Source organism: Streptomyces sp. CNH287, assembly GCF_000424825.1.
In genome coordinates, this window is the sequence record NZ_AUKQ01000022.1 from 49,468 (window position 1) to 68,534 (window position 19,067).

The window sequence follows — 19,067 nt, forward strand, 5'->3', positions numbered from 1 at the left end:
GGGCGCAGGGGCGCGCCCCCGCGGGTTCAGGTGCGGCGGGCGAGCCGGGCGTACTGGCTGCCGGTGAGGCCGTACGACCAGCCCGCGGCCGAGACCGGGTCGTCGAGGTCGGCGGGGACGCTCAGCCCGTAGCGTCGGCGCCGCCCGTCCGGCTCCACCGAGCCGTTGACGACGAGCAGGACGCGTGCGGGCCTTCCCCAGACCTGGCGCGGCAGGTGGTAGAGCCGCAGCGCCGAGCCGGGGTTGCCCGGATCGGCGGCGTCGGCGACGAGTTGCAGCCCGGACTCCTCGACGTACCTGTCCCAGCCGATGTGCTCGATCGCGCAGCGGCGCACTTCCACGTTGGTCTCACGGTGGATGCGCGCCACCGTCGGCTCGTCGACCACCCAGTCCGGTACGGGAGTCCCGTGCAGGACGTGCAGCGCGGTGCCGTCGGCGTAGCGGACGGCGGGGCGGCTGGGGTGATGCAGCCGTACCGTGCCATGCGGCCCCGAGCCGAGTGGTTCGGTGTGCACCTCGGTCGGCCGCTCGGCCATCACGCAGCGGTGTTCGTCCGGCCACCACCAGCCGGTCGAGCGGGCGAGGCAGGCCCACAGGGCGAGTTGGCGGTCGTCGTCGGGCAGGTAGGTGGTGGCGCCGGTACGGGAGTGCACGTCGTAGTGGGCGATCCAGTGGGCCTCGTGCTGCCCGTACCAGGTGCGGCCGGGCGGCGGCCGGTCGGTGCCGGGGGCGGACGCGCCCAGCAGGCCCGTACGCAGCGGGGCGCAGACCGCGTCGAGCAGCGTCGCGCTGAGCGGTTCGTGCACCGCGGCCCTGAGCACGCTGTGCAACTGGGCACCGGCCGCGAGCGCCTCCTCGGGCTCCAGGACGCGCGCCTGGCCGAGGCCGACGGCGGACGGGTTCCAGGTGGCGTGGCGGTAGCTGATGCGGGCGCTCAGGCGGACGCGCAGGTCCGACTGGAGGGAGGCCAGCCGGGCGGCCAGGGGCCAGTCGGCGCCCTTGGCCGGTGCCGACCAGGCCCGCAACGGCGGGGGCTGGTCCTCGCGCGGGCCGCCGCCGGGTGGTCTCTCCAGCCGGGCCGCCTGTGCGGCGGCCGGGGAGGGCACCCAGAGGAACTCCGGCGCGGGGGCGCCGACCAGGGCGTACAGGGCGGTGACGGCGGCCTCTGCCGCGGGCCGGTCCGCGGGGCGGGCGGCGAGGCCGTACGCCAGCCACTCGTCGCGCAGGACGCGGGCGTGCCGGACGCGTGCTTCCGGTGTACGGGGAGGGTCGTCGTGGAGGGGGCGCGGCTCGCTCGGCACGCGCGAAGGGATCACCGGGCTCACCGGAGGGTGGCGGTGTCCGCCTTTCCATAGGTCATGCACGGATCGTGGCACGGCCCGGCCGGGATGCGCAAGGTCCTTGGGAGGCAAGGAGGTTGCGGGGCAGGGCGCTTGCCGTGCGGCGCTGTCCCGGGTGTCCGGTACGGCGCCGCCGCGTGCCCTCCGGCCAGGTCAGCGCTCCTGGCGGCCGGCGGGGCGGCAGCGGCGGACCCAGTAGGCGTAGGTGAGCGCCAGCACCAGGGGTCCGAAGAACGTCCCCGGCGTGATGCACACCGTCGCCAGCGCCTCCCACCAGCCGTTGTCGAAACCGACGCCGTCGGGGGCCAGGTTCACCCAGGCAAGCCAGTGGGGCGCCCAGAACGCGGTGGCGCCAAGGCCGCCGAGGGTCGCGGGGATGAGCGCCGCATACGGCGGGATCGGCCTGCCGCCGATCATGGGCAGCCACGCCGGGGCGACCTCGCCCCAGTGCCGGACCAGGCCGAAACACAGGAGTGCCAGGGCCTCGGTGATCAGGCTGAGCGCCAGGATGTAGGGCACGCCGATCCACCAGGCGGGCATCTGTGCGGGGCCCTCCATGCCCATGTCGAAGTTGAGGGCGAACGGCAGCCGCCACAGGCACTGGGGCAGCAGGAGGATCGGGATCAGGTGGGCGGTTCTCTCCGCCCATCTCGGCACCGGGTGGAGGGTTCCGGGGGGAGAGACGGGGGACGGAGCGGTGTTCGTCTTCATGGTCACCAGCGTTCCGGGACGGCGGGCACCGGTCGTCAGCCAGCGGTCGCGCCCGCGTACGCCGCCGGTCTGACTCCCGTACGCCGGTGTTCATCCCGTGGTCGCACCCGGTGTACGGCAGGCCGCGCCACCAGGGCTTCTTCCCCGTCAGGGCGCCCTCGTCAGGGCATCCGCGTCAGGGCGCCGTGGCGAACGCGCCCGCCGCTGCCGCCACCGCCGCGTCGTGCGCCGCCTGTCCGGCCAGCGGTGCCGGGTCGCCCGGCGTACGGAGCAGCACGAGGTGGTGGTAGAGCGGTGCCGTGGCGGCGACCAGCAGCCGCCGCGCGTCCGTACCCGCCGGGATCTCCCCGCGCGATACGGCCCGGCTGACGACGGCCTCGCAGCGCGCGTAGCGGTCCTCCCAGAAACGGGTCAGGGCGCGGGCGGCCTCGGCGGAGCGGAAGGAGGCGGCGATCAGGGCGGTGGTGAGCGACGGACCGTCGGTGAGAAACGTGCGGATCTCGTGGTTCAGCGCGGTCAGGTCCTCTGCCAGGGTGCCGGTGTCCGGGGGCTGCCAGCCGTCGTCGGCCGCGGCGTCGAGGACGTCGGCGAGCAGTCCGCCGACGTCGCGCCAGCGCCGGTAGACCGTCGTGCGGTGCACGCCCGCGCGGGCGGCGACGGTGTCGACGGTCAGCTCGTCGTACCCGCGCTCCACGAGCTGCGCGCGCACGGCCGCCAGCACCTGTGCGCGGATGCGGGCGCTGCGGCCCCCTGGCCTGCGGGCGGTGGCGGGGGCCGGAGCGGTGGCCGGGGCCGGGGCCGCAGGCGGTGCCGGAATCTCCGTTGACCTGGAATGCGGCGTCATGCCAAGATGTTAACGCAACTGACGTCGCAATAGTGGAGACCCTTGATGCTCTTCCGCAGCATTCGCCCGGCCCCGCGGCCCCTCGTGGCCGCTCCCTCCCCGAATGCCTCGGAGCATCCCCTTGCCTACTCAGCTCACCGCACTCCACGTCACCAAGTCCTTTGACGGCCGCGTCGTCCTCGACGGCGTCAGCTGCTCCGTCGGCGCGGGCGAACGCACCGGAATCGTCGGCGAGAACGGCTCCGGCAAGACCACCCTGCTGCGACTGTTCGCCGGGCGTGAGCAGCCCGACCGGGGCGAGATCGTCCGCAGCGCCGAGGGCGGCTTCGGCTACCTCGCGCAGGACGAGCCGCTGCCGCCGCGGCTGACCATCCAGCAGGTCATCGACCACGCGCTGAGCGAACTGCGCGCCGTCGAGAGCAGGCTGCGCCGCCTGGAGGCGGCCATCGCCGCGAGCGCCTCGGCCGACCGCGCGCACGCCCGCCTCCTCACCGAGTACGGCGACCTGCTGACGGTCTTCGAGCTGCGCGGCGGCTACGACGCCGACGCCCGCGTCGAGCGCGCCCTGCACGGGCTCGGCCTCACCTCGCTGCGCCGCGACCGCGCGGTGGGCGGGCTCTCCGGGGGCGAGCAGGTCCGGCTGCGGCTGGCCGCGCTCCTCTCCGCAAGCCCCGAGGTGCTGCTGCTGGACGAGCCGACCAACCACCTGGACGACCACGCGCTGACCTGGCTGGAAGACCACCTGCGCACCCGGCGCGGCACCACCGTCGCCGTCTCCCACGACCGCGTCTTCCTGGAGCGCACCGCCACCAGCCTGCTGGAGGTGGACGCCGACCGCCGCACCGTCGCCCGTTACGGCAACGGCTACGCGGGCTATCTCACCGAGAAGTCCGCCGCCCGGCAGCGCTGGGTCCAGGCGCACGCCCAGTGGCAGGCGGACCTCGGGCGGCTGCGCGAGGCCGCCGCCACCACCGCGCGGCGGGTCGCGCCGGGGCGGGCGATGAAGGACGGCAACAAGATGGCGTACGACCGGGCGGGCGGCAGGGTGCAGCAGTCCCTCGCCGGCCGGGTGCGCAACGCCGAGGAGCGGCTGCGCCGGCTGCTGGCGGACCCGGTGCCGGAGCCGCCCGAGCCGCTGCGCTTCACCCCTCCGCCGCCGCGTGCCGCGCGCGCCGCCGGGGCCGGGGCGCTGGAGGCCGACGGCGTCACCGTCGTCGGCCGCCTCGCGCCGACGGGCCTGCGCCTCGCCTCGGGTGACCGGCTGCTGGTCACCGGGCCGAACGGCGCGGGGAAGTCCACCCTGTTGCGCGTCCTGGCCGGTGAACTCCCGCCCGACAGCGGGTGGTTCGCCGTACGCGGCCGGGTCGGATACCTGCCGCAGGAGTCCCCGGTCCCGCGCCCGCAGGACACGCTGCTGGAGGCGTACGCGCGGGGCCGCGGCGGCCTGGCGGACGAGGCGGCGCAGGCCGAACGGCTGCTGGCGCTGGGGCTGTTCGGGCCCGAACGGCTGGATGTGCAGGTCGGGAAGCTGTCCACCGGGCAGCGGCAGCGCCTCGCGCTGGCCCGGCTGCTCAGCGAACCGGCGGACGTCCTGCTGCTGGACGAGCCGACCAACCACCTCTCGCCCGCGCTGGTCGAGGAGTTGGAGGCGGCGCTCGCGGCGTACGACGGGACGCTCGTCGTCGTCAGCCATGATCGCAGGCTGCGGGAGCGGTGGCGGGGCGCGCACCACGCGCTGCCGGGGCCGTGGCCGGGGTCGGAGCCGCCGCCGGACACCGGGGGAGACCGCAGTGACGTACAAGAGGAGAGTGCCCGATGACCGCGCAGACCCCGCCCCCGCAGACCCCGCCCCCGCCCGGCCCGCCCCCGGCGGAGCCCCGGTGCACGCTGCACCCCGTCGCCCCCGCCGGTGCGGGCCCGTACGCGCTCGCCGCCGCGCCGGACGGCGCCCTGTGGATCACGCTCGTCCACGCCGGGGAGATCGCCCGCCTCGCCCCGGACGGGCGCCTCGACCGCCACCCGCTCGACATTCCGGACTGCGGCCCGTCGCTCCTGGCGCACGGTCCGGACGGCGCGCTGTGGTTCACCCGGTTCCGTGACCACCGGATCGGCCGCATCACCACCGACGGGCGCGCCACGTCGTACGCCCTGCCGACGGCGGAGTGCGGCCCGTACGGGATCGCGGCCGGGCCGGACAGCGCCCTGTGGTTCACCGAGCTGAACGCCGACCGCATCGGCCGGATCAGCACGGACGGCGAGGTGACCGAGTACGCGCTGCCGGTGCCCGCCGGGTCCTACCCGTCGATGATCACCAACGGCCCCGACGGTGCCCTGTGGTTCACCCTGAACCAGGCGCACGCCGTCGGCCGGATCACCCTCGGCGGCGAGGTCACGGTGTACCCGCTGCCCACCGAGGGGGCCGCGCCCGTCGGCATCACCTGCGGCGGCGACGGTGCGCTGTGGTGCGTCGAGATCGGCGCGGGGCAGGTGGCGCGGGTGGGGACCGACGGCCGGGTGGTGGAGTTCCCGCTGCCGGACCGGGCGTCCCGGCCGCACGCGATCGTCGCCGATCCGGCCGCCGGCGGCTGCTGGTTCACCGAGTGGGGTGCCCACCGCGTCGGCTTCGTCAGCGTCGGTGGGCGGATCGAGGAGTACGCGCTGCCCGCCGCCGGGTCCGAGCCGCATGGTCTCGCCCTGGGCCCGGACGGCGCGATCCACGTCGCGCTGGAGAGCGGCCAGGTCGCCCGCCTGGCGCGGTGAGCGCGGGGGCGGCCGGGCTCTCCGGCCGCCCACCCCCTACCCGGCCGCGACGGCCGCGCCGTCCGCCTCCGTCTCCGCCTCCGCCGCCTCCGCCTCCGCGTGCTCCGAGGGCCGCAGCATCGGCAGCAGCACCAGCGCGATGACGAGGGCGGCCACCGCGAAGCAGGCGCCGACGAGGAACGCGTCCTGGAAGACGCTCGCCCGCGCCGCCCGCAGGAGCACCGGGTCCCCGTCCGCCTCCCGGGTCAGTTCCGGAATCCGGCTGAACGCCAGCGTCGCCGCGATCGCCACCCCCAGCGCTCCGCCCGCCTCCTGGCTGGTGTCGATGAGTCCGGCGGCCAGGCCGGAGTCCTCCTTCCGGACGCCGATGAAGGCGGCGACCTGCACCGGCACGAAGGACAGGCCCAGCCCCAGCCCCACGACGAGGAAGGCGGGCAGCACCTCACCGGGGTAACTCGCGTACGCGGGCAGCCGGGAGAGCAGCAGCATCCCGCAGGCGGTGAGGGCCAGGCCGGTCAGCAGCACCGGCTTGGCCGCCGTCCTGCCGACGAGCTGCGCGGAGACGCCCGCCCCGACCGCCGTGATCACGGCGAGCGGCACGTACGCGAGCCCGGCCTCGATCGGCGAGTAGCCCAGCACCTGCTGGAGGAAGAGGCTGGCGAAGAAGAAGAGCGTGACCAGGGTGCCGAAGAGCAGCACCGCGGTCAGGTTCGCCGCGCGCAGCACGGGCAGCCGGAAGACCGTGAGCGGGATCAGGGGCGCCTCGGCCCGCCGTTCGATCGCCAGGAAGGCGGGGAGCAGGACGGCCACGGCGGCCAGTCCGGCCAGCGTACGGGCCGAGGTCCAGCCCGCCTCGACGGTCTCGCCGAGCGTGAAGATCAGCAGGACCATGGTGGCGGTCAGCACGACGGCTCCCGCTGTGTCGAAGGTCCGGCTGCGCTGCCCGGCCCGGCTCTCCGGGACGATCCGGGGCGCCAGGGCCGCCGCCACCAGTCCGATCGGCACGTTGACGAAGAAGATCCAGCGCCAGCCGGGCCCCTCGGTGAGCAGCCCGCCCAGGATCACCCCGGCGACCGCCGCGAGGCCCGTGAGCGCGCCCCACACCCCCAGGGCCCGGTTGCGTTCCGGGCCCTGCGGGAACGTGCTGGTGAGCAGGGAGAGGGCGGCGGGCGCGATGAACGCCGCGCCCAGGCCCTGGAGTCCGCGCGCGGTGACCAGCGTCCCGGCGTTCTGCGCGGCGCCCGCCAGCAGCGAGGAGGCGGCGAAGAGCAGCAGGCCGCTCCGGAGCAGGCGGCGGCGGCCGAAGGTGTCCGCGAGCCGTCCGCCGAGCAGCAGGAAGCCGCCGAGCACCGTGGCGTAGGCGGTGACGAGGTATTGCAGCGAGCTTTCGGACATGCCGAGTTCGTGCTCGATGGTGGGCAGGGCGACGTTCACGATGGACACGTCGAGGAAGGTCATGAACCCGGCGACGCACAGGAACGCCAGGATCAACCCGGGGTGCCGTAGGGGCCGTTCGTCCGACGCGGCCACGCCGTGGCCGGTGCCGTGCTCGCCGGTGCCGGGGTGCGCGCTCACGGCTGCCGCCCGTACCAGGCCACGAGCCGGTCGATGTCCGAGGCGGTCCGCTCGTCCGCGAGCGGCACCACCGGGCCGAACGGCACCGGGGCGGTGCGCGGTTCGGCCGGCAGGGCACGCTTCATGACGGCCAGCGCGAGCGCCAGCACCTCCGGCCGCCAGGCGGGCCGCTGGCCGGTGGCCGTGGCCAAGTCCCAGGTGTGCAGGGTGAATTCGGTGAGGTAGGAGGTCAGCGTCACCGTTCCCGGCAGGACGCCGAACGGCAGGCGGTAGGTGCCCTCCAGCATGCCGGGCGCCGACCACACCTCCGTCACCTCGCGCAGCGCCGCCTCCCACGCGGCGTCCCGTACGGCGGGCCGGTCGTCCTCGACGACGTCCGCGGCGACCGGCGGGACGGCGAAGACGTCGCCGCCGCGGCCGATCACCCCGACTCTCCGCAGCACGGCGACGAGATGCCCGGACAGCTGCCGGACGGTGTAGTCGGGGCACGGCGTCGGCCCGTCGAGCTGCTCGGGGCGTACGGCGGCCAGGGTCTGCCCGCAGAGGGCGAGGGCGTGCTGGAAGGGGGGCCGGGGATCGGTGGCCGGAGCCTGCGCCGTGGGCGCGGTCTCGTTCATGTAGGCCATCCTGGAAGCTGAACAGGTCACCTTCTGGCCACTTTCCGGCGGACAATATCCGGCATGAAAGCTGACCGGCTGGTGGCGACGCTGCTGTTCCTGCAAACCCGCGGCCGGGTGACGGCCGCCGAGGTGGCGCGGGAGCTGGAGGTGTCCGCACGCACCGCCCGCCGCGACCTGGAAGCGCTGGCCACCGCGGGCATCCCGGTCTACTCGCAGCGCGGCCGTGGCGGCGGCTGGGCGCTGGTGGGCGGCGCCCGTACGGACCTGACCGGGCTCACGGCGGGCGAGATCCGCGCGCTGTTCCTGGTCACCGGCCGCTCCCGGCTCACCCCGGAACTGCGGATCGCCCTGCGCAAACTGGTACGGGCCCTGCCCGCGACGCTGCGCGCGGACGCCGAGGCCGCCGCCCGCGCCGGGATCAGCGACGGCACGGACTGGTCGGGCGCCGACCTCGCGGCCGAAGGCCCGCACCTGGACGCGCTCCAGCACGCGGTGCTGGCCGGAGCCGAGGTCCGGCTCGGCTACGCCGGTCCGGGCCGCCCCGCCACGGTGCGTACGGTGCACCCGCTGGGCATCGCGGCCAAGGCCGGTACGGGCTACCTGGTGGCCGGTACGGAGCGCGGGCTGCGGACCTTCCGGCTGAGCCGGGTCACCTCCGTCGAGGAGACGGGCGAGCCCGTCGTACGGCCGGAGGGCTTCGACCTGGCCGAGGCGTGGGCCTCGCTGACGGCGCGGATGGAGGAGCGGATGGCCGGCGCCACGGTGCGGGCGCGGGCCGAGCCCGGCGCGGAGGCGGTGCTCCAGGGGCTGTTCGGGCCGCGGCTGCGGTTCGTGCGCGCGGCGGCAGGTGACCGGCCGGCCGGGCGGACGGATGCGCGGCCGGGTGAACAACGGGGTGAACAACGGGACGCACGGCTGGAGTTCACCGTCGACGGCCCGTCAGCGGAGATCCTGGCCGCGCAGTTGGCCGGACTGGGCGCGCGCGTCGAGGTCCTCGAACCCCCCGAGGCCCGCCACCGCCTCGCCGCCCTCGCGGCCGAACTCGCCGCCACCTACGGCCCCCCGGACGCCCAGCCCCCCGCGTGCCGCTGAACCCTGACCGGCCACCAACCGCCCCTGCCTAGTCGCGCACCCGGTACTCCTCCGACAACAGCTCGGTCATGGCGGTGCGCAGGTGGCCGAGGAAGTCCTCGAACTGCCGGAGCTGTTCGGGGGTGTAGCCCGCCATCTCGGTCACCATCCGTGCTGAGTACGGGCCGAAGAACTCCACGGCGCGCGGCCGGATTTCGGGGCTGCTGCGCAGCGTCACGACCCTGCGGTCGGTGTGCTCACGGGTACGTACGACGTGCCCGGCCGCTTCGAGCCGGTTGAGCAGCGCCGTCGTCGCGCCGGAGGAGAGGGAGACGCGTTCGCTGAGGCGGGCGGGGGAGAGGGGTGCGCCCTGGTCCTCGGCGTAGAGGATCTCCGTCAACGCGGCGGCGTCGGTGGAGTGCAGCCCCAGCCAGGCGGCGAAGCGCTGGGTGAACTCGGTGTAGTTGGCGCCGAACGCGCGGAGCCCGTCCATCAGGCGGTCGCGCTGTGCTTCGAGGCCGGTGAGGCCGGGGGCCTCCGGATTCTCCATCGACGTGCTCCACTCTCCGATCGCCCGGCGGGCCGCGGTCTCCCGCCCGGTTTGACAACCTACCTCGCTCAATTTAGCTTCACCACAAAGTTACTCTATGATGGAGTTAAATTGAGCGGCTCAGCGCCCCCTCCCTCCGCGCGCCAGTGGTTCGGCCTCGTCGCCGTGTCGCTGGGCGTCGCCCTGATCGTGGTGGACCTCACGATCGTCAACGTGATCCTGGCCCCGGTCATCGACGATCTCGGGATCGGCTCCGGCGAGGCCCAGTGGATTCAGGAGTCGTACGCGATCGTCTTCGCCGCGCTGCTCCTGCTCGCCGGGCGCCTCAGCGACCTGTACGGCGCCCGCCGGCTCTTCCTCGCCGGTCTGGTGGTCTTCGGCATGACGAGCCTGCTGGCCGCAGTGGCGCCGAACGGCGGCCTGCTGATCCTGGCGCGCTCCCTCCAGGGCGTCGGCGGGGCGCTGATCCTGCCCACCTCGCTGGCCCTGCTCAACGCGACGTTCACCGGCCGGGCCCGGGGTCAGGCGTTCGCCGTGTGGGGATCGACGATCGGCGCTGCGGCGGCTGTCGGTCCGCTGCTGGGCGGCTGGCTGGCGGACTTCTCCTGGCGCTGGGCCTTCGGGGTCAACATCCCGCTGGTGGCGGTGATCCTGGCGGGTGTGCTGGTCTTCCTGCCCGCCTCGCCCCGGCTGCCGGGGCGGGTCGACGTGCTGGGCAGCGTCCTGTCGGGCGCCGGGCTGGGCTTCCTCTCGTTCGGACTGATCGAGGGCCGCACCTACGGCTGGCTGCTGACCACCGAGCCGCTGACCGTCGGCGGACTCACCTGGGGCGGCGGCCCCTCGCCCGCGCTCGTCGCGTTCACCGCCTCCGCGCTCGCCCTGGCCGCCTTCTGGCGCAGGCAGACGGCGCTCCGTCGGGCGGGCGGCGAGCCGCTGATGGACGTACGGCTCTTCGCCATCCCTTCCTTCCGCAACGGCAACGCCGTGACCCTGCTCGTGGGCCTCGGCGAGTTCGGCATCATCGCGGTGCTGCCGCTCTGGTTGCAGTTCACGCTGGGCTACAGCGCCTTCCAGGCGGGGCTGGCGCTCGTCGCGCTCGCCGTGGGCAGCTTCTGCGCGAGCGGGGCGAGCTTCTCGCTGGCCGCCTCGGTCCCGCCGCTGGGGCAGGTGCGGATCGGCCTGCTGTTGGAGGCCGCCGGATTGCTGCTGCTGGGGCTGGTCGCCGCCACCGACAGCGCCTGGTGGCCGATCGCGCTCGCGCTCTTCCTCTACGGCGTCGGCGTCGGCTTCGCCACCGCGCAGGTCACCAACATCGTCCTCGCGGACGTACCCGCCGAGAGCGCCGGTCAGGCCTCGGGCGTCCAGAGCGCGGCCCGCGAGCTGGGGTCCGCCCTGGGCATCGCCCTGCTGACCACGCTGTTCTTCAGCGCGCTGAGCACCGGACTGCGGGACCGCCTCGCCGAGGACGCACGGCTCCCGGACGGTGCGGCCGAGCGGCTCGGCGAGGCCGTGACGGAGAGCGCCGGATCGGCGATCCCCGCGCTCGCGGCCGACCCCGCCACGGCGTCGGTGGCGGACGCGGCGCGGGCGGCCATGACCACCGGACTCCAGGTCTCCAGCTACGTCTGCGCCGGGCTGCTCGTGCTGGCACTGGCGGCCACGGCGTTCGTGACGCCCAAGGCCGCGCCCAAGGCCGGGCCGGAGGCCGAGTCCGAGGTCCGGCCGGAGGCCGAGCCCGACGCCGCGCGCGATAAATCCACCACGGGATAATCCGCCACGGATCGACATCCGTATCCTGGTGCGCATGACCTCCACGACGGCACCCTCCCGCACCGAACCCGACCTCTCCTTCCTCCTGGACCACACCAGCCACGTGCTGCGCACCAAGATGGCCGCCGCACTCGGCGAGATCGGGCTCACCGCCCGCATGCACTGCGTGCTGGTGCACGCCCTGGAGGAGGAGCGCACCCAGATCCAGCTGGCGGTGCTCGGCGACATGGACAAGACGACGATGGTTGTGACCGTCGACGCCCTGGAGAAGGCGGGTCTCGCCGAGCGCCGCCCCTCCCGTACGGACCGCCGTGCCCGCATCATCGCGGTCACCGAGGAGGGCGCGCGGATCGCCGCCCGGAGTCAGGAGATCGTCGACACGGTGCACCGCGAGGCGCTGGCCGCGCTGCCGGAGGCGGACCGGGATGCGTTCCTGCGGGCCCTGAACCTGCTGGTCGGCGGCCACCTGGCCGCCACGGTGGCGGCGGAGGGCGGTGCGGCCGGGGCGACGGCCCCGCGGCGGGCGCGGCAGCGGGCGAAGTAGATCCGATGAGGATCGTCCATTACGGGACTATCTGCTAAGGTCTCTCTTGTCGTTCCGTCCGACAGGGGAGAGAAGCCATGTCCGCCCGATCCGTCTCCGCCGCCAACTCCGCGGCAACATCCGACGCCGCCCCCGGTGCCGTCTCCCGCTCGCGGGGACTCGCCCTCGGCGTGCTCGCTACCGGCATGCTCATGATCATCCTGGACGGCAGCATCGTCGCCGTGGCCATGCCCGCCATCCAGCAGGACCTGAAGTTCACCCCCGCCGGCCTGAGCTGGGTCGTCAACGCCTACCTGATCGCCTTCGGCAGCCTCCTGCTGCTGGCCGGACGCCTGGGCGACCTGCTCGGCCGCAAGCGGATGTTCCTGGTGGGCACCGGCGTCTTCACCGCCGCCTCGCTGCTGGCGGGCGCGGCCACCACGCCAGGCGTGCTCATCGCCGCCCGGTTCCTCCAGGGAGTCGGCAGCGCGATGGCCGCCGCCGTCAGCCTGGGCATCCTCGTCACGCTCTTCACCGCTCCGGTGGAGCGCGCCCGTGCCATCGCCGTCTTCAGTTTCACCGGCGCCGCCGGAGCGTCCATCGGACAGGTGCTCGGCGGTGTCCTCACCGACGCGCTCAACTGGCACTGGATCTTCTTCATCAACCTCCCCATCGGGCTGGCGACCCTCGTGCTCGCGGTCGCCGTGCTGCCCGCCGACCGCGGCCTCGGCCTCGCCGCCGGAGCCGACGTCCTCGGTGCCCTGCTGGTCACCGCCGGGCTGATGCTGGGCATCTACACCATCGTCAGGGTCGAGGAGCACGGATGGGTCTCGGCGCACACCCTCGGTTACGGCGCGCTCGCCGCCGTCCTGCTCGCCGCGTTCGCCGTCCGGCAGACCCGCGCGGCCAACCCGCTCATGCCGCTGCGCGTCCTCCGCTCGCGCAGCGTCGCCGGGGCCAACCTGGTGCAGCTGCTGACCGTCTCCGCGCTCTTCGCCTTCAACATCCTCATCGCCCTCTACCTCCAGAACGTGCTCGGCTACGGCGCGGCCGAGACGGGGCTGGCGATGCTCCCCGCGGCGGCCGTCATCGGCGCGGTGTCGCTGGGCGTCGCCGCCCGCCTCAACGCGCGCTTCGGCGAGCGCCGGGTCCTGCTGGCGGGGCTGGTGCTGCTGATCGGTGCCCTGGCGCTGCTCGCCCGGCTGCCCGTCGAGGCGGACTACACCGTGGACGTGCTCCCCGTGATGCTGCTCGCCGCAGGCTTCGGGCTGGTCCTCCCGGCCCTGACCACGCTGGGGATGTCCGGTGCGGGCGCGGACGACGCGGGGCTCGCCTCCGGGCTCTTCCACACCACCCAGCAGATCGGCGGGGCCCTCGGTGTCGCGGTGCTCTCCACCCTGGCGGCCTCCCGTACGGAGGTCCTGCTCGGGGACGGGAACAGCCGCGCGGAGGCGCTGACCGACGGCTACCGGCTGGCGTTCACCGTCGGCGCGGGGCTGCTGGCCGCCGCGTTCGTCGCCGCCCTCGTGCTGCTGCCCCGCACGGGCCGCCGTCCCGGGGCGGGAGCCGGCCCCGTCGCGGGATCGGCCACCGAGGCCGCCGCCCCGGACCGCCTGCCCGCCGCGGTCTGAACCGCGCCGCGCACGCGCCCGCACCGCCCCGCACCGCACCATCACCGAACCCGCCACCGAACCGAAGGACGCCACCATGAACGCGCACACCGACCAGGCCGCAGAAGCCCCCGAGACCCCCGCCGGGCCCGCACCGCGCGCCCTCACCGACGAGGAGCTGTCCCGCCTGCTGGGCGAGCAGCAGTTCGGCACCCTCGCGAGCGTGCGGCGCACCGGCCACCCGCACCTGTCCACCGTCCTCTACCGCTGGAGCCCCGGCGAGCGTGTCCTGCGCGTCTCCACCACGGCCGACCGCCTCAAGGTCCGCCAGCTGCGCGCCGATCCGCATGCCGCGCTGCACGTGCAGGGCCCGGACGTCTGGTCGTTCGCCGTCGCGGAGGGCGAGGCGGAGGTGTCGGCGGAGACCACCGAACCGGGCGACGCGATCGGCCGCGAACTGCTCGCCCTCGCCCCCGACTTCGCGGACCCGGCAGCGGAGGCGGCCTTCCTCGCGCAGCTCGTGGCGGAACGCCGCGTGGTCATCCGCCTCCACGTGTCCCGGCTGTACGGCACGGCCCTGGACATCCCGTCCTGACCCTGACCCGCCGCAGGACTCACGGACGATCAGGCCTCACGGGTGAAGCGCGCGCAGTCCGCGCAGTCGTCCAGGTAGCGATGCCGGCACTCGAGGGTGTGCTGGAGGAAGGTGAGGGCCTCCCGCGTGCGGGCCATCTCGTCCTCCAGCGCGGTGATCTTCGCCCGCACCACCGCCTGCGCCGCCTGCTTCTTCGGCGCCATGGCGGCGATGACCTCGGGCAGCGAGAGCCCGACGCGCCGCAGCTTCAGCACGGTGCGCGCCGCCTCCAGGGCGTGGTCGTCGTAGAGGCGGTAGCCGTTGCCGTCGCGCGGCACGGTGAGCGCCCCCACCTCCTCCCAGTGCCGCAGCACGTGGGAGGCGACACCGAGTTCCGCAGCCGCCTCTCCCACCGTCCGCATCGCGCGCTCCTTGCCTTCATGCCGACCTGAACCCCTAGCGTCCCCATCATGAACGACACACCCCGCCCCACGGGCACCCCGTACAGCCCTTCCGTCCTGGTCACCGGCGCGACCGGCAACCTCGGCCGGGAGGTCGCCGACCGCCTCCAGGCGCACGACGTACGCGTACGACGCCTCGTACGACGGCAGCCCGCCCCCCGCTCCTCCACCGCCGGGACGGCGGTCGGCGACCTCACGGACCCCGCAGCCGTCCGTGCCGCCCTGGACGGCATCGACGCCGTCCTGCTGCTGTGGCCGCTGCTCGACTCCGGCCCCGCGCACGCGCTGGCCGCGGAACTCGCCGCGGCGGCGCCCCGCGTCGTGTACGTGTCCTCGACCGCCATCGACGACCGCGCCGCCCGCCAGAGCGACCCCATCGTCCAGGTGCACGCCGACATGGAAGCCCTGCTGCGCGAGGCCGGGCTGCGTCCCGTGGTGCTGCGCAGTGACACGCTGGCCTCCAACACCCGTGGCTGGGCAGCGCAGTTGCAGGCGGGTGACGTGATCACGGGCACGGACATCGCGCGCACGGCCGTCGTCGACGAACGCGATGTGGCGGACGCGGCGGTGGCCGCGCTGCTCGCGCCGCCGCCGGCGCCCCCGCAGGAGGGGCAACCGGACCCCGGCCCGTACGTGCTGACCGGCCCCGAGGTGCTCAGCCGCGCCGACCAGGTCGCACAGCTCGGTGCCGCGCTCCGCCGCGAACTGACCTTCCGGCCGCTCCCCGCCGACCTCGCGCGCTCACGCATGCGGGCGGACGGCCGTCCGGAGCAGCTGGTCGAGGCGCTGCTCGCGGCTTCGGCCAACCGTCCGGAGTCCCGCCGCGTCACCGACCACGTCAAGCGCCTCACCGGCCGTCCGCCCGGCACTTTCGCGCAGTGGGCCGCCGACCACGCGGCCGAGTTCAGCTGACCGGCGGGGAGCAGCTGCCGGCCATGCCGGAGAAGCCTTCGCCGCGTGGTAGAACGGCTTGCTCCCACAGCACCGTTCGCTGCCATGCGGAAGGAACGAACCCAGCCATGGACGAGAGACACGTCGAGGTGACGGACGGCCCGTTCGCGGGCATGCCGGCGGTTCTCCTCTCCCGTGACGGCGACGAAGTGGCGGTCGAAGTCACCGTGTTCGGCAGGCAGCTGCCGCTGGAGTTGAACGTCGGCCAAGTCCGCGTCGACGGCACCCCGTTGGCGGACGTACCGGACGCCGCGAGCAGCACTCACGCGTCGCTGCGTGCACAGATCGTCGCCGAACACGAGCGGTTCGCTGCCATGGACGCGTTCACGTTCGTCCTGGAACGCATCGACGCGCCCGAGATGGGCCTGGCACACCTGTGGGACGCCTACCTGACCCACCGGGAGGAGACGCGGACGCGGATGCAGGAACGCCTGCACGTCGCCCTCGACCGGTTCGACCACCAGCTCGCCTCCCTGCCGGTCGACGAGGCCCGGCAGATCATCGACGGCGACACCGGCTTCTGGCACCCGGGTGCTGTCGCGATCCGGGATCAGCGTGCCCGGTTCCCCGAGGCGAACCCGGAAGAGCGTCTCCGTGCCGCCATCCGGGGCGAACAGGCCGACGGGCCGCCCGTCTCACCTGTGGAACAGGGGCGGCGCCTCCTGGAGAAGGCGCGGCTGGCGGCCGAGGAACGGGACTACGAGCGGTGGAGGGCGAACCTGCCTCCCGGCGAGCAGCACGCCTACCCCTCGCGGGGCAACCCCGCCCGGTACGCCTACGCCCGGGCTCGACGCCACGACGTCGGCCTCCCCCCGGAGCGCGGTGCCGCCTCGGCCACCAGCTCCCGGGCTGGTGCGGACCCCGGAACCGCCGCGGCGCCGCTCGCCGGGGGCGGTACACCGGCACCCCCTGTCACGGACGCCCTGGCGGCCGGCCTGCGCGCCGAGTTCCACGCCGCCGGGGACGACTATGCCCGTCGAGGACGGCTTGAACGGGCGATGCTGGCAGGCCGCCGCCTCGACCTGGTCCAGGAGATCATCAGCCGTTCCGCCAGCCGCCCTTCGACCGTGACCGGGCTGCTGGTGCGCGGTGGCGCAGGGGACGTGGCGTTCCCGGACAACCCGTGGGGGGTCCCGCCCGGCGCCGGCCTGACACAGGCGCTGGCTCGGGTGTGGGCGCCGGTCGCCGGGGCCGCCCCGCGGTTCGTCGCGGCCGTCCACGAGCGAACCCTGGCCCTGACCCTGCTCACCGACGAGAACGGCACACCAGCCCTCGGCTACCTCACCTGGAGACGTGACGACACCAGGACGGAGCGGCTCGCCGGCACACCGGACTCCCTCGACCGCTTCGCCGACCCGGCACGGGACTACCACCTGCGTCTGCTGACCGGCTCCGCCCCGCACGTCGCCGACCCGACCGCCGTCGTGGCGCTGCTGTCCGGCCCGATTCCCCAGCCCGTCCGCGACTTCTGGGCCATCCACCACAGCCTGGACAACGGATGGGAGTCCATCGGCGGCGGCCTCGACTGCAACACCCTGCAATTCTTCAAGGACGACAGCTGGGCAGTGGTCGCTGAACGCCTCGGCGGACTCCCGCCGGATCGCTTCGTCCACGTCGTCGGCAACGAGAACTACGACACCCACGTACTCGACCTCGACATACTCGACAGCACGGGCAACCCCACCGTCGCGCACTGGGCGTTCAAGGAATGGCAGCTCGATCGCCAAACACCGTACTGGGAATGGCTCGACAGCACCGGAACCGACCTGATCTTCGGCACCTGACACGACCAGTCCGGGGCGGTCGCGGGCTCTCGCCGCGCCGCGTGTCGCTGGCGCGTGGCCGATCGCTACCACTCGGCTGCGGGCCGGGCGTACCGTTCGGAGTGCGACCGCAGAACGAGGAGATCAGTATGCCCGACAGCACTGACATCCCAGCTGACTTCACCACCGGAGAACGCATTCGAGCGCTCCGCGAGCGGCGCGGGCTCTCCCGCCCACAACTGGCCGGACTGGTCGGACGTTCGCCGGTGTGGCTCAAGCGCATCGAGAACGGCGACCGAGACCTCACGTCCATCACGCTGCTCGTCCGGGTGGCGAACGCGCTGCACGTCACCGACGTGTCGACGCTGACAGGCGGCGACTTGAGCATTCCCGCCGACGCCGTGGGCAAGATTTCGCACGGATCGGTGGCGGAGATCCGCGAGGCGATGCACTCGGTGTCGTTCGGTCCGGCGCCTGCCACGGGTCCGACTCCGCCGGATGTGCTGAGGGGGCGGGTTGACGCGGCGTGGCGGCTGTGGCACAAGTCCCGGCATCAGCGTACGGAGGTGGGTGCGCTGCTGCCCGCGCTCATCCGGGACGCGCACGTCAGCATCAAGATGCACGAAGGTGCGGAGCAGCGGGCTGCGCACTCGGCCACGGCCGACATGTACCGCCTGGTCCAGCGGCATCTGGCGCACATCTGCGAGCCGGAGCTGTACTGGCTCGCGCTCGACCGGGGGCGAGCACACAGCGAGTTCGCCGATGATCCGGTTTCGCTGGCTCTCGCCGCGTGGTCGACGGCCATCGGGCAGCGATCCACAGGTTTCGCGGACGAGGCAGTGCGGACGGACGAGCTGGGCATGGGTCTGCTGTGCGATCGGTTGGAGGACGGTTCGCCAGAAGTGGCGGGAGTCTTCGGCGCGTTGAGCTTGCAGGCCGCCATTTCCTGTGGCCTGGACGGGCGGTCGGGCGACGCGGAGCGATACCTTGCGCAGGCGGATCGCGTCGCGGAGCGACTTCCGCGCGGATACGCCCATGTGCCGTCGGCGTTCGACGCGTCCAACGTGGCGATCCACGGCGTGAGCGTCGGCGTCGGGCTGACCACTCCGGGCGAGGCGTTGCGTCGCGCCTCCGGCATCGATCCGGAGTCCGTGCCGTCGCTGGAACGGCGGTCCCGGCTGCTGCTGGACATCGCGTTGGGACATCAGCAGCGGGGAGAGAGCGCGGCGGCGGTGCAGTACCTCGGACAGGCGTACGCCGTCACACCCGAGGGCGTGCGGTATGTGCCGGTGGCTCGTGGCCTGGCGGGCGCTCTCGCCCGCGAGGCCGCCGGGCCGCTCAGGCGCGCCGCCGTCGAACTGGCTGCGGACATCGGTGTGGCCGCGTAGCCGCGACTGCGACAGGTACGGCAGCAGCGGGGTCCAGTTTGGACCCCACTCTGAGGAAACCCGCTCCTACGGTCTGTGAGTACTTGATCGCTCACTCTCCGGAGGTGCCTGATGTCGCCTGCCCTGCCTGTGCCTGCTGTGCCCGATGCGGTTGTGGTGCGGGCGGTGATAGAGCGGGCGCGGGCCGCGCTCGCCGATTCGGGGCGGCCGGATCTGGCGTTGCTGGAGGCGGAGTTGCGTGCGCATGCGTCCGCGTTGCTGGTGGCGGCGGAGGCAGCCGCGAAGGCGGAGGATCTGTGGCGCGGCTCGCTGGTGTGGTGGCAGAAGCGGTCGCGGCTGGACATGGTGCGGCACACGTTGGAGTGGCCGCCCGCGACCACACCGGTGATCGCGCACGCGCATGTCTTCTTGCTGACCACCGACTGCGGTGTCCTGCTCGGGTTTCTGGAAGAGGGGGACGCGCGGTGACGCGGCGGCCCGAGGCCGTCGTGACGGCGCAGACGGTGCACATCGGGGACACCGTGCGGGTCTACGGCGCCCCGCGCGTCGTACTCAA

Annotated in this window: 18 protein-coding genes; 11 read left to right on the forward strand and 7 right to left on the reverse strand. The window is 73.9% G+C overall.

Features of this window, described 5'->3' with window-relative positions; genetic code table 11:
• Window positions 1-26: 26 nt before the first annotated feature.
• From H299_RS35380 to H299_RS35385, 3 genes are all read right to left on the reverse strand, one after another.
• Window positions 27-1,316, reverse strand: a complete 1,290-nt coding sequence (locus H299_RS35380) for a DUF6745 domain-containing protein (protein WP_486587356.1) — start codon at window positions 1,314-1,316, stop codon at window positions 27-29.
• A gap of 177 nt (window positions 1,317-1,493) precedes the next feature.
• Window positions 1,494-2,051 (reverse strand): hypothetical protein, encoded by a 558-nt coding sequence (locus H299_RS0121255; protein WP_027750054.1) that lies wholly within the window; start codon window positions 2,049-2,051, stop codon window positions 1,494-1,496.
• 175 nt (window positions 2,052-2,226) lie between these two features.
• Window positions 2,227-2,895, reverse strand: a complete 669-nt coding sequence (locus H299_RS35385) for a TetR/AcrR family transcriptional regulator (protein WP_051262686.1) — start codon at window positions 2,893-2,895, stop codon at window positions 2,227-2,229.
• Window positions 2,896-3,016: 121 nt separating this feature from the next.
• On the opposite strand from H299_RS35385, the gene abc-f reads away from it, so the two are divergent.
• Together abc-f and H299_RS0121270 are read left to right on the forward strand one after the other, a co-directional pair.
• Entirely contained in the window at window positions 3,017-4,714 is a 1,698-nt protein-coding gene (gene abc-f, locus H299_RS35390) for a ribosomal protection-like ABC-F family protein (RefSeq protein WP_051262687.1), read from the forward strand.
• The gene (locus H299_RS0121270; RefSeq protein ID WP_486587357.1) at window positions 4,711-5,655 is read left to right on the forward strand and encodes a Vgb family protein; all 945 of its coding nucleotides are present in this window, start codon (window positions 4,711-4,713) and stop codon (window positions 5,653-5,655) included. Before abc-f ends, H299_RS0121270 begins: the two co-directional genes overlap by 4 nt.
• Window positions 5,656-5,691: 36 nt before the next feature.
• On the opposite strand, the gene H299_RS35395 is transcribed toward H299_RS0121270, so the two are convergent.
• Both H299_RS35395 and H299_RS0121280 read right to left on the reverse strand, forming a co-directional pair.
• The gene (locus H299_RS35395; RefSeq protein ID WP_486587358.1) at window positions 5,692-7,230 is read right to left on the reverse strand and encodes an MFS transporter; all 1,539 of its coding nucleotides are present in this window, start codon (window positions 7,228-7,230) and stop codon (window positions 5,692-5,694) included.
• Complete coding sequence (locus H299_RS0121280) at window positions 7,227-7,847, reverse strand: TIGR03086 family metal-binding protein (RefSeq protein WP_486587359.1); 621 nt, start codon at window positions 7,845-7,847, stop codon at window positions 7,227-7,229. Before H299_RS0121280 ends, H299_RS35395 begins: the two co-directional genes overlap by 4 nt.
• 63 nt (window positions 7,848-7,910) lie before the next feature.
• Here H299_RS0121280 and H299_RS35400 point away from each other — a divergent pair, with 63 nt between their 5' ends.
• The gene (locus tag H299_RS35400) at window positions 7,911-8,942 is read left to right on the forward strand and encodes a WYL domain-containing protein (RefSeq protein WP_037759905.1); all 1,032 of its coding nucleotides are present in this window, start codon (window positions 7,911-7,913) and stop codon (window positions 8,940-8,942) included.
• Window positions 8,943-8,970: 28 nt separating this feature from the next.
• Here H299_RS35400 and H299_RS0121290 read toward each other — a convergent pair whose 3' ends face one another.
• Window positions 8,971-9,471 carry a MarR family transcriptional regulator gene (locus H299_RS0121290; protein ID WP_027750057.1) on the reverse strand — a complete coding sequence of 167 codons (501 nt, stop codon included), beginning with the start codon at window positions 9,469-9,471 and terminating at the stop codon, window positions 8,971-8,973.
• 111 nt (window positions 9,472-9,582) lie between these two features.
• Between H299_RS0121290 and H299_RS35405 the strand changes: the two genes are divergently transcribed.
• From H299_RS35405 to H299_RS0121310, 4 genes are all read left to right on the forward strand, one after another.
• On the forward strand, window positions 9,583-11,241 hold the full coding sequence (locus tag H299_RS35405; protein WP_051262688.1) for an MFS transporter: 1,659 nt from the start codon (window positions 9,583-9,585) through the stop codon (window positions 11,239-11,241).
• A 34-nt stretch (window positions 11,242-11,275) separates the two neighbouring features.
• Window positions 11,276-11,785 (forward strand): MarR family transcriptional regulator, encoded by a 510-nt coding sequence (locus tag H299_RS35410; protein WP_037759908.1) that lies wholly within the window; start codon window positions 11,276-11,278, stop codon window positions 11,783-11,785.
• Between the two features lie 77 nt (window positions 11,786-11,862).
• Window positions 11,863-13,395 (forward strand): MFS transporter, encoded by a 1,533-nt coding sequence (locus H299_RS35415; protein ID WP_037759910.1) that lies wholly within the window; start codon window positions 11,863-11,865, stop codon window positions 13,393-13,395.
• Window positions 13,396-13,471: 76 nt separating this feature from the next.
• The gene (locus H299_RS0121310; RefSeq protein ID WP_027750058.1) at window positions 13,472-13,969 is read left to right on the forward strand and encodes a pyridoxamine 5'-phosphate oxidase family protein; all 498 of its coding nucleotides are present in this window, start codon (window positions 13,472-13,474) and stop codon (window positions 13,967-13,969) included.
• Between the two features lie 29 nt (window positions 13,970-13,998).
• Here the strand turns inward: H299_RS0121310 and H299_RS0121315 are convergent, their stop codons facing one another.
• Window positions 13,999-14,370, reverse strand: a complete 372-nt coding sequence (locus H299_RS0121315; protein WP_027750059.1) for a MerR family transcriptional regulator — start codon at window positions 14,368-14,370, stop codon at window positions 13,999-14,001.
• Window positions 14,371-14,418: 48 nt separating this feature from the next.
• On the opposite strand from H299_RS0121315, the gene H299_RS0121320 reads away from it, so the two are divergent.
• From H299_RS0121320 to H299_RS0121335, 4 genes are all read left to right on the forward strand, one after another.
• A complete protein-coding gene (locus tag H299_RS0121320) occupies window positions 14,419-15,321 on the forward strand; it encodes an NAD(P)H-binding protein (protein ID WP_027750060.1) in 903 nt (300 codons plus the stop codon).
• Between the two features lie 107 nt (window positions 15,322-15,428).
• Window positions 15,429-17,144 carry a hypothetical protein gene (locus H299_RS0121325; protein WP_027750061.1) on the forward strand — a complete coding sequence of 572 codons (1,716 nt, stop codon included), beginning with the start codon at window positions 15,429-15,431 and terminating at the stop codon, window positions 17,142-17,144.
• Between the two features lie 128 nt (window positions 17,145-17,272).
• Window positions 17,273-18,511, forward strand: coding sequence for a helix-turn-helix domain-containing protein (locus tag H299_RS0121330; RefSeq protein ID WP_037759912.1), 1,239 nt, complete (start codon window positions 17,273-17,275; stop codon window positions 18,509-18,511).
• Between the two features lie 111 nt (window positions 18,512-18,622).
• Window positions 18,623-18,979, forward strand: a complete 357-nt coding sequence (locus tag H299_RS0121335) for a hypothetical protein (RefSeq protein WP_158692367.1) — start codon at window positions 18,623-18,625, stop codon at window positions 18,977-18,979.
• Window positions 18,980-19,067 lie beyond the last annotated feature (88 nt).

Coding starts and splice junctions, on each gene's coding strand:
- H299_RS0121255 (WP_027750054.1), bottom strand. CDS start 2,051: ATGAAGACGAACACCGCTCCGTCCCCCGTCTCTCCCCCCGGAACCCTC.
- H299_RS35385 (WP_051262686.1), bottom strand. CDS start 2,895: ATGACGCCGCATTCCAGGTCAACGGAGATTCCGGCACCGCCTGCGGCC.
- H299_RS0121270 (WP_486587357.1), top strand. CDS start 4,711: ATGACCGCGCAGACCCCGCCCCCGCAGACCCCGCCCCCGCCCGGCCCG.
- H299_RS0121280 (WP_486587359.1), bottom strand. CDS start 7,847: ATGAACGAGACCGCGCCCACGGCGCAGGCTCCGGCCACCGATCCCCGG.
- H299_RS35400 (WP_037759905.1), top strand. CDS start 7,911: ATGAAAGCTGACCGGCTGGTGGCGACGCTGCTGTTCCTGCAAACCCGC.
- H299_RS0121290 (WP_027750057.1), bottom strand. CDS start 9,471: ATGGAGAATCCGGAGGCCCCCGGCCTCACCGGCCTCGAAGCACAGCGC.
- H299_RS35410 (WP_037759908.1), top strand. CDS start 11,276: ATGACCTCCACGACGGCACCCTCCCGCACCGAACCCGACCTCTCCTTC.
- H299_RS35415 (WP_037759910.1), top strand. CDS start 11,863: ATGTCCGCCCGATCCGTCTCCGCCGCCAACTCCGCGGCAACATCCGAC.
- H299_RS0121310 (WP_027750058.1), top strand. CDS start 13,472: ATGAACGCGCACACCGACCAGGCCGCAGAAGCCCCCGAGACCCCCGCC.
- H299_RS0121315 (WP_027750059.1), bottom strand. CDS start 14,370: ATGCGGACGGTGGGAGAGGCGGCTGCGGAACTCGGTGTCGCCTCCCAC.
- H299_RS0121320 (WP_027750060.1), top strand. CDS start 14,419: ATGAACGACACACCCCGCCCCACGGGCACCCCGTACAGCCCTTCCGTC.
- H299_RS0121325 (WP_027750061.1), top strand. CDS start 15,429: ATGGACGAGAGACACGTCGAGGTGACGGACGGCCCGTTCGCGGGCATG.
- H299_RS0121330 (WP_037759912.1), top strand. CDS start 17,273: ATGCCCGACAGCACTGACATCCCAGCTGACTTCACCACCGGAGAACGC.
- H299_RS0121335 (WP_158692367.1), top strand. CDS start 18,623: ATGTCGCCTGCCCTGCCTGTGCCTGCTGTGCCCGATGCGGTTGTGGTG.